The 9,082-nt window shown below is 38.5% G+C and carries 7 protein-coding genes and 2 tRNA genes; 3 read left to right on the top strand and 6 right to left on the bottom strand.

Annotated features, from left to right (window positions below):
• Positions 1–150 precede the first annotated feature (150 nt).
• Positions 151–2,064, bottom strand: a complete 1,914-nt coding sequence (locus GH754_RS13555; RefSeq protein WP_153729224.1) for an ABC-F family ATP-binding cassette domain-containing protein — start codon at positions 2,062–2,064, stop codon at positions 151–153.
• 116 nt (positions 2,065–2,180) lie between these two features.
• Positions 2,181–3,245: a hypothetical protein gene (locus tag GH754_RS13550; protein ID WP_153729223.1), complete on the bottom strand. Its 1,065-nt coding sequence runs from the start codon at positions 3,243–3,245 to the stop codon at positions 2,181–2,183.
• A 106-nt stretch (positions 3,246–3,351) separates the two neighbouring features.
• Here GH754_RS13550 and GH754_RS13545 point away from each other — a divergent pair, with 106 nt between their 5' ends.
• A complete protein-coding gene (locus GH754_RS13545; RefSeq protein WP_228550264.1) occupies positions 3,352–4,260 on the top strand; it encodes a DMT family transporter in 909 nt (302 codons plus the stop codon).
• Positions 4,261–4,303: 43 nt separating this feature from the next.
• Here the strand turns inward: GH754_RS13545 and GH754_RS13540 are convergent, their stop codons facing one another.
• From GH754_RS13540 to GH754_RS13525, 4 genes are all read right to left on the bottom strand, one after another.
• Positions 4,304–5,632: a short-chain fatty acid transporter gene (locus GH754_RS13540; protein WP_153729222.1), complete on the bottom strand. Its 1,329-nt coding sequence runs from the start codon at positions 5,630–5,632 to the stop codon at positions 4,304–4,306.
• 149 nt (positions 5,633–5,781) lie between these two features.
• Positions 5,782–5,871: transfer RNA gene (locus GH754_RS13535), tRNA-Ser, on the bottom strand.
• 5 nt (positions 5,872–5,876) lie between these two features.
• A tRNA-Thr gene (locus tag GH754_RS13530) sits at positions 5,877–5,949 on the bottom strand.
• Between the two features lie 131 nt (positions 5,950–6,080).
• Positions 6,081–6,818, bottom strand: a complete 738-nt coding sequence (locus tag GH754_RS13525; protein WP_153729221.1) for a MerR family transcriptional regulator — start codon at positions 6,816–6,818, stop codon at positions 6,081–6,083.
• 213 nt (positions 6,819–7,031) lie between these two features.
• On the opposite strand from GH754_RS13525, the gene GH754_RS13520 reads away from it, so the two are divergent.
• Positions 7,032–7,706 carry a response regulator transcription factor gene (locus tag GH754_RS13520; RefSeq protein ID WP_153729220.1) on the top strand — a complete coding sequence of 225 codons (675 nt, stop codon included), beginning with the start codon at positions 7,032–7,034 and terminating at the stop codon, positions 7,704–7,706.
• 3 nt (positions 7,707–7,709) lie between these two features.
• A complete protein-coding gene (locus GH754_RS13515; RefSeq protein ID WP_153729219.1) occupies positions 7,710–9,059 on the top strand; it encodes a HAMP domain-containing sensor histidine kinase in 1,350 nt (449 codons plus the stop codon).
• Positions 9,060–9,082 lie beyond the last annotated feature (23 nt).

Here is a 9,082-nt window from a genome sequence, read left to right as displayed (position 1 = left end):
TTCTACGGAGTTAGGATCTCTCTTTGACTTCCCCATCAAAATCACTCCTTTAGCTTTATATTTATTCTACCAAATAAAAAGACTGTGCAAGTAAGAAACCGTACGCATTTCTTACTTACACAGTTCATATTACACTCCCTGTTTTTCAAGCTAATGTTTATTGTTTTCCATTTGCTCAACAAGTAAGGATAACTCCTCCCAACGCTCCATCGCTTGTTCCAATTCCTCTTCAACCTGTTGTTGCTCCTGGAATAGGTTTTGTGCCTTTTCAGCATCACTTGCAGCTACTTCTATCTCAGCTTGTATCTGCTCTAATCGCTCTTCAAGTCCTGTAATCCGATCTTCAATCGATTCCCATTCCCTTTGCTCCTTATAGGAAAGCTTTTTCGGTTTCGTTTTCTGATTAGTCTTAGGCTCTTGTTTTACTCTTTTAGCGAACTTCTCTGCTTCAGCCTCTAAAACTCGTTCTTTCTTCCTCACATTCATGTAATCCGTATAAATCCCGTAAAACGAACGGATTTGTCCATTTCCTTCAAAGGCAATAAGGCGCTCTATAACACGATCTAAAAAGTAGCGGTCGTGGGATACCGTGATGACAACCCCTGGAAAATAATCAAGATATTCCTCTAGAATCGACAATGTTTGTATATCCAAATCATTGGTAGGCTCATCTAAAAATAAAACATTAGGCTCTCCCATTAAGACACTCAATAGGTACAATCGACGTTTTTCTCCTCCAGATAAGCGGTGAATGTATGTCCATTGCATAGGTCTAGGAAATAAAAATTTCTCTAGCATTTGTTCTGCTGTGACAACTTCGCCCTCTGCTGTCTTGACGACTTCAGCCGTTTGTTTAATGAATTCAACCACTCGAAGACTCTCATCCATTTCTACACTTTCTTGTGTGTAATAGCCAATTTTCACCGTTGGCCCGATATCAATAGACCCTTCATCAGGGGTGATGCGTCCTGCTAGTATATTTAGCAAAGTGGTTTTACCACTTCCGTTCGGACCTATAATGCCGAGTCGGTCGTTTGGTGTAATCAAGTAGTTAAAGTCATTGATTAATCGTTCATTATCAAATTGTTTTGTGATGGATTCAAGCTCAATTACTTTTTTCCCTAACCTTGATGACCCTAAGGCAATATCCACTTGCTCATTCGTTTGGATCGGTTTTTGATTCTTTAGTTTTTCAACACGCTGTACGTGGGCTTTTTGCTTGGTAGAACGAGCCTTTGCGCCGCGACGTAGCCAGGCTAATTCTCTTCTTAATGTATTTTGTCGTTTTTGTTCATTCAGTACAGCTTGTTCTTCTCGCTCTGCCTTTTTTTCTAAGAAAACTTCATAATTCCCTTCATACGTGTACAGTTTTCCTTGATCAAGTTCAAAAATTTGGTTGGTGACACGATTTAAAAAATACCGGTCGTGCGTTACAAGAATTAAAGCACCGTCATATTGGGCTAGAAAAGCTTCTAGCCATTCTACCGTTTCATTATCGAGATGGTTGGTAGGCTCGTCCATAATGAGCAGGTCAGCTTGTTGGATTAAAGATTTAGCAATGGCTACACGTTTTTTTTGTCCCCCGGATAATGATGTGACCAAATCTGAAAATGCTGTAATACCTAGTCGGGTAAGAACAGTTTTAGCAGCTGCATTTGCATCCCATGCCTCATGTTCGTCCATTTTTTGCTGTGCAGATAGGAGCTGTTGCTGTCTTTTTTCGTTTGTTGGGTCTGCGTTTAAACTTGCTAATGCTTGTTCATAGGCTCGCAGCGCTTTCATAATGTCCGAATCGCCATGATAAATATAATCGAGAACAGATAGGTCTTTATCAAACTCTGGGTTTTGTGGTAAGTATTCTATACGGAAATTTTTTGAATGAAGAATCTTACCTTCTTCCGCAGAATCTAAACCAGATATTACCTTGAGTAATGTCGATTTTCCGGTTCCATTAACTCCAATTAAGCCAATTCGGTCTTTTTCTTCTATTGTAAAGGATATATGATCAAATAATATTTTTTCCCCATATGTTTTTGTTAGGTTTTCGACGTTAAGTAGACTCATTCAAACACTCTTTTCTAGCAATTATTTTAACTGATTCTATTATACACTTTTCGTAAAAAGGTTGTAGTTAGGTCGTTAGGCACACCCGGTGGATGAGCCTAACGTGTTTCATACTATTACTGTATCTGAATCGGCTCCTCTTTGACAAACTCAAATTCGAAGTCTATCCCGATATTGTCAGGCATCTTCGTATGGTAATGATAGGATATCCCGATACCTTTTTTGACCACGTATTCTTCCTCATATCGATTATTTGGATAGTTTTCGATTCCTTCTATATAACCTTTCACACGAATTACCTCTGGCTTTATTTCGATAATCTCGGAAACCATTTTATATTGTTGCCCATCTACTTCTACATTTTGTTCCCATTTGCTGCCCACTTGTATGTCATAAGGTAAAATCATTCGATTCGGAGCGATTCCATAAGGGAAGGGGAAGATGTGTTCAACAGAGTTTGTTGCAGGGTCGTGGACTTGATAAACTCTTCCGTCTCTCACTAAATAATTGAGAAAAAAGAAGGGCTGACCTGCCGATGCGGGGTCCTCCACCTGTATATAATGTTCAAATATAGCTTCGTTCGTTTCGGGTTCAATTTGAGAACTAAATTGAACTGATTGATGCGCATATTCGAATAGTCCCATAAACAGTAAGCCTTCACTTTCCTCTAAGTTAAACCATGACTGATATTGCTGGTTTTTCATGGTTGTAACGGCATAATAAAGCAGCTCTAGCTCTCTTTCATGTAATGAATCCGTATTCTGGGATAGTTTGTTTAGGTCTGGAAAACCAAGGTCGGTTAATATTTTCCTAACCTTCTGCTTTTCATTTTCATTTAAGGAAGAATAAATATTCAGGGCTTTTGTATGGGGGATGGGTTCTTTTAGGTTTGGTTGACTTTGTGTGTGAAAATCATTAGGTCTTTCCACGTGAATATAATCAGGTACTGCTAAGGAAGATTCATTATATTCGGTAGTAGGTTCTTCGTTTTGCTCATTACTTTTATCGTCGGCATCTCCACTATCATTTTCTTTGGGCTCTGTTTCGGGGGATATTTCATTTTCTTCGGGGGGTGAATTAGACTGGTTGCTTGTTTGATCTTCATTGGTTGTAATTTCAATTTGGCAACCTGTTACAAATAGAAGGGTAATTATGAGGAGAACAAATCTAGACGTTTTCATTAACAAACCTCCTTTCTAAAGCTGAATTACAGATTCTTGGAAGACGCTTATGTTATAATATTCACCATTACATATCCACATGAAAAAAATTACTGAGGTGTATAAGTTGGAAAATAAAATGACCTCGATGTTACCCAAACACAAATGGATGATTTGGATTGTAATTTTGGTTGTGACCTTGATTTGGGGCTATGCTTGGATTTTAATGAAATCTGCCCTTCAATATATGGGACCTTTCACGTTCTCAGCCTTTCGATTTGGAACTGGGGCTCTTACAATGTTGATTGTTCTTTGGCTTATGAAGGTTGGTAAACCACCTAAGGGCAAATGGGGACACTTAATTATTGTGGGGATATTACAAACAAGCATTGTCTTTTTATTAGTTATGTATGGAATGATATTTGTTGAGGCTGGTAAATCTTCTGTTCTATTATATTCCATGCCTATTTGGAGTAGTTTACTAGCGGCTAAATTTCTTACTGAAAAGATTCCTTATATGAAGTTGCTAGGGCTTGGTGTAGGATTAATAGGGCTCTTAACCATTCTAGGTTGGGACATCTGGGCAAAGCAGGATTCTAGGGTTATCTTTGGAGAAATTTTAATTATCATTGCAGCCATTTCTTGGGGCGCTTCAAATGTATATTATCGGTTAAAGTTTAAGGGAGTTTCACAGCTTCAGGTAAACACCTATCAAATGGTGTTTGGTACATTAGGCATTATATTGGCAGCAGTCGTGATGGAATGGGGTCGGCCTATCTCTCTAACCACTGAAAGTATTTATTATATATTGTTTACAGGGGTTTTAGCTTCTGCCTTATGCTTCACGGTATGGTTCATGCTGTTAAGTATTATTGATATGGTAACAGCTACCATATCTACTTTGCTTGTTCCTGTTTTTGGGATGTTTTTTGGCTGGTTATTTTTAGAGGAGGAGCTGACAGTCAGTATACTTATTGGCTCATCATTAATTTTATCTGGAATTGTGATTGCGAATCTAGTAAAAAAAAAGACATAAAAAACCCCCATATCTAAATAGGATATGGGGGTTATTACGATTATTAAAAGAATAATAGACCAATTGAAATGGGGATAAAACTCCATATTAATATCATGACACAAAATCCCATAATATCTCTTACCTTAAGCCCGGCAATAGCTAGTAATGGTAAAGCCCAAAATGGCTGAATCATATTAGTCCAGGCATCCCCCCATGCGACAGCCATTGCGGTTTTGGCTGTATCAACTCCAATATCTGCGGCTGCAGGAATCATAATTGGTGCCTGCACAGCCCATTGACCTCCCCCAGAAGGTACAAAGAAATTAACAATCCCCGCACTTATAAAGGTGAATAGCGGAAAGGTGAATTCAGTGGAAATGCTAACAAACCAGCTTGACATTTGCTCAGATAATCCAGAAGCAACCATCATGCCCATAATTCCCGCATAAAACGGAAACTGAACAATGATTCCGCCCACATTCTTTACTGCATCAGATACACTTTCCAGAAAACGTTTTGGGGTCTGGTGAAAGATAATCCCAAGGAATAAGAAAATAAAATTCACGATATTAATATTTAAGTCTAATCCATTTTGAACAAAATGATATACAATGAAACCTAAACCTAATAATCCAATTAATAGAGAAATGATTTTGCTATGCTCTAATCGATCTGCTGGGGTCATATCTTCCTTTGTAGGAGTTTCAACCTTAGTAGTGGATGTTTGGTTGTCTAAAAACTGTGGGTCAATCGTTCCCGTAGATTCATTTGACCTTAAGATTAACCAATTTAGTAACGGGAGTGTGATTAATAGAATCAATACAATAAATAGGTTAAGTCCGCTAAAGAGTGTTTCCGAAATGGGAATTGACCCAATCATGTCAAATAAAAAGTGATCCTCAGTAGCAATAGTTAAGGGAACCGATCCTGATAAGCCCCCGTGCCATAGTAAGAAACCACTATAGGCTGCAGCAATTAACAGCCGATAATCAACTGTTGGCACTCTTTTGGCTACATGAATGGCGATAAGAGCACCAACGACTAACCCAAACCCATAGTTAATTAAACATGCAATGGAAGATATAATGGTTACGAGTAAAATTGCCTGACTCGGGGTGTTAGCAAAGGTGCTAATCTTAGATAGAATCCCTTTCACTAGTGGACTATTAGCTAGAATATAGCCCGTAACAACAATTAAAGACATCTGCATGGCAAAGGCTAGTAAGTCCCAAAAACCTTGTCCCCAAAACTGAACCATATCGACTGGAGAACTGCTCGTAAAGGCAATACCTAATGCGAAAACAATGATTGTTAAGATAACCGCGAATAAAAAGGCATCCGGTAAGTAGCGCTGAACCATGCGATCAAAAAAAGAAGTGAGTGCTTTCATCCGATCATCCCCTCTTAAATACTATTGAAAACGCTTTCTTATAAGTGCAAAAAAGAAAGCTGTCCATATAGTACAGATTATTAATCTAGGGAATGATTTATTCTAGAATTGCGTTAAAAATGGGGCGATAAGAAGGTTTAAGTTTGAAATGGCGGAGAAGGTGGGATTCGAACCCACGCGGGCGTTAACCCCTAATGCATTTCGAGTGCATCCCCTTACGACCACTTGGGTACTTCTCCACGGATGCTGGTGAGAGGACTCGAACCTCCGACCTCTTCATTACGAGTGAAGCACACTGCCAGTTGTGCTACACCAGCATGCACTAGAACAATAGAAATCATAATATATTTTTTAATAATCTTCAAGAGGTATTACTTCGTATAATGATAGTTTACAAATTAGCTGGCAAGAAGGCCTTTTCTTCAGATCTTCTTGCCAAATTTATTAATTATTTATTTTGGTCCGCAAACACGGCCATTGCATCACGCATAAATACAGCTAATCCCTCTCCGTATTGATCAATGTTTTTTGTGAATCGCTCGTCATCAACATACATTTGACCAAGACCTTTAAAAGCATCTAAAGAATAATGACCAATCTCATTCAGGTAATCAAACCAAACCTTAATTCCCTTCTGCGCTGCTTCTGAATCAGGTGCGAGGTGCCTTATCGCTGCCAATTCCTTGTATATTTCATCAAATTTTTCCCCTAATGCTTTTTGCTCTGACTTAGACATTTTCTCAATTTTGGTATTGGAGTCGTTAACAGCTTTGTCCCCCCAAAGCTCACGTGCTTCCTGTTCATATGGGTTATGGCTAAAGTCAAATCCTTTAAACCTTTCTTGATTCGACATCTGAGTTTCCCCTTTCATGTGTTTTATGGTTTTATCAATCGTTGAAATCATCTGATCCAATTGTTCTCTTTTGTCCATTAACATTTGCCTGTGGAGAGCAAGTGCCTCTTCACGGTCAAATGAAGGGCTCTCAATAATCTCTTTAATTTTTTTCAAAGGGAAGCCTAATTCTTTAAAAAATAAAATCTGCTGCAAGGTTTCTAAATCCTGTTCTGAATAAATTCGGTAGCCGGCGTCTGTTGTCTTCTCAGGTGATAACAACCCGATACTGTCATAATGATGCAGTGTGCGCACACTGATTCCAACTAATTCAGCCACTTCCTTTACTTTCATAGCTGGTAACCTCCCTTCAATAATTACTATAAAGTGTAACGTAACGTTAGGGTCAAGGGAAACTCGAGAAAATTTTCATCGTAAACAGTGAGCAAGCAGGACTTTGAGCAAATAAGCAGAACATATCTACAAGGAATAAAATCAATTCATGAAGTAAAATCCGCCATTACCTATAATAAAATAGTTATAGAAACGAAAAAGGAAGGCGATTCCATGACCAATATTTTAATAGTGGAGGATGAAAAAAAGCTAGCTAGGGTTTTGCAGCTTGAATTGGAATATGAAGGGTATCAAGCTGCTTGTTTATACAATGGCAAGGATGCGGTGGAGAGTATAGTAAATGATAGCTGGGATTTGGTTCTTCTAGATATTCAATTGCCTGAATTGAGTGGGTTTGAGGTGCTAAGACGAGTAAGAAAGGAAGGGGCAAATGTTCCGGTCCTATTGCTGACAGCACGCGATGAGGTTCATGATAAAGTAAGTGGCTTAGATTTAGGTGCTAACGACTACATAACCAAACCCTTTCAAATTGAAGAGCTGTTAGCCAGAATTAGAGCGCATCTTCGTCAGCAACCGAAACAGAAGCAGGAAATGATGAAGATTGGTGATCTTGTTGTTAATTTACAAACCCGTGAGGTACAGCGGGGCAATCATTTCATCGAGTTGACCCCAAGGGAATTTGATCTATTGGTATTTTTATTAAAAAATGAAAATCAAGTCTTAACGAGAGATCAAATCATCGAACAGGTATGGGGTTATGATTATCTTGGGGAAACCAACGTGGTGGATGTATATATCCGGTATTTACGGAGAAAAATTGATAAACCTTATGATCAAGCCTATATTCAGACTATCCGTGGGGTTGGTTATTCGATAAGGGAAGGGTAAGCAATGAAACTGAGAACCAAAATACAAATGTACTCAACCTTGGTCGTATTCATCGTTATTTTGTTGATTAATACGGCTATTTTCTATTTGTTTTATAAAATATCTATCGATGCGGAAATCGAGCGTGTGAAATCGGAAACGAACACCATTATGGAGGCTTTGGCGGATAATATGGATACGACAATTAGCCCCAATGATCTCATGAAAGCATATATTCCAAGTAATGGAATGATTCAAATCATCAATCAGGAAGACCAAGTGATTCACTCCATTAGAAAAGATGCAGAGTTTTTTGATTTACCATCAGATTATGTAAGTGCAGAGACTAGTCAGGTTATTGAAGGGGAGGATGGAGTACGAAGTGTGATGGTGTCTGTCCCGATAATATGGGAGGACGGGGAGGTTGTGACTCTTCAGGTTACCGAAAAACTCTCCTCCCTAGATGAAACGATGTCGACGCTATTTTATGTGCTTTTATTTGCCTCTTTAATTATGGTGATCCCAACCATTATCGGAAGTCATTTTCTTAGTAATTTCTTATTAAAACCGATTCAGCAACTGACCAAAACCATGACAGATAACCCTAAAAAGGGAGAATGGAGAACCATCAATATTTCTGGTCGCTCAAAGGACGAACTGTATCAAATGGGCAGCACTTATAATCGTATGATTGAGCGCTTAAAGGAAAGCTTTCACAAACAAGAACAATTTGTCTCAGATGCCTCTCATGAACTGAAGACGCCGTTATCGGTCATAAAAAGCTATACGCAATTATTAGAACGATGGGGAAAGTCGAGGCCTGAGGTGTTTGATGAAGCGACTCATGCCATTAATACAGAAACGGAACGAATGAGTTATATGATTCAGCAAATGCTTGATTTAGCTAAAAATGAACAAAAAGAAAATCTTCAATTTGAGCATGTTAATCTTATTCCTATGCTCCAGGATTGTATAAGGGCATTTACGGTTACATATAAAAGAAAGATTAAGTTTTCTTCTGATTTTGATCAATTAGAACTTAGTTGTGACCGAGAAAAAATGAATCAATTATTTTATATACTTATAGATAATGCGTGTAAATATAGTCAAGAAGATGTAAATGTTACGGTTGATCATGTAGATGGATTAGTGAAAGTTGATATTCAGGATTTTGGTGAGGGGATAGCCGAACAGGATGTTGAGAGGATATTTGATCGCTTTTATCGTGTGGATAAAGCTCGAAGTAGAGAAACTGGTGGTACTGGTTTAGGGCTTCCAATCGCCCAATTTATTGCGAGGTCACATGGAGGCGAAATTTCTGTTGTGAGTGAAGAGGGGAATGGAACGGTGTTCACGGTATCTATACCACATTAACAATTCTAAATGAAATTCTCATC

This window comes from Salinibacillus xinjiangensis (assembly GCF_009649735.1).
GTDB lineage: Bacteria > Bacillota > Bacilli > Bacillales > Alkalibacillaceae > Salinibacillus > Salinibacillus xinjiangensis.
Note: the sequence above shows the minus strand (reverse complement) of the source record. Positions and strands in the feature narration are given on the sequence as shown.

Coding starts and splice junctions, on each gene's coding strand:
- GH754_RS13555 (WP_153729224.1), bottom strand. CDS start 2,064: ATGAGTCTACTTAACGTCGAAAACCTAACAAAAACATATGGGGAAAAA.
- GH754_RS13550 (WP_153729223.1), bottom strand. CDS start 3,245: ATGAAAACGTCTAGATTTGTTCTCCTCATAATTACCCTTCTATTTGTA.
- GH754_RS13540 (WP_153729222.1), bottom strand. CDS start 5,632: ATGAAAGCACTCACTTCTTTTTTTGATCGCATGGTTCAGCGCTACTTA.
- GH754_RS13525 (WP_153729221.1), bottom strand. CDS start 6,818: ATGAAAGTAAAGGAAGTGGCTGAATTAGTTGGAATCAGTGTGCGCACA.
- GH754_RS13520 (WP_153729220.1), top strand. CDS start 7,032: ATGACCAATATTTTAATAGTGGAGGATGAAAAAAAGCTAGCTAGGGTT.
- GH754_RS13515 (WP_153729219.1), top strand. CDS start 7,710: ATGAAACTGAGAACCAAAATACAAATGTACTCAACCTTGGTCGTATTC.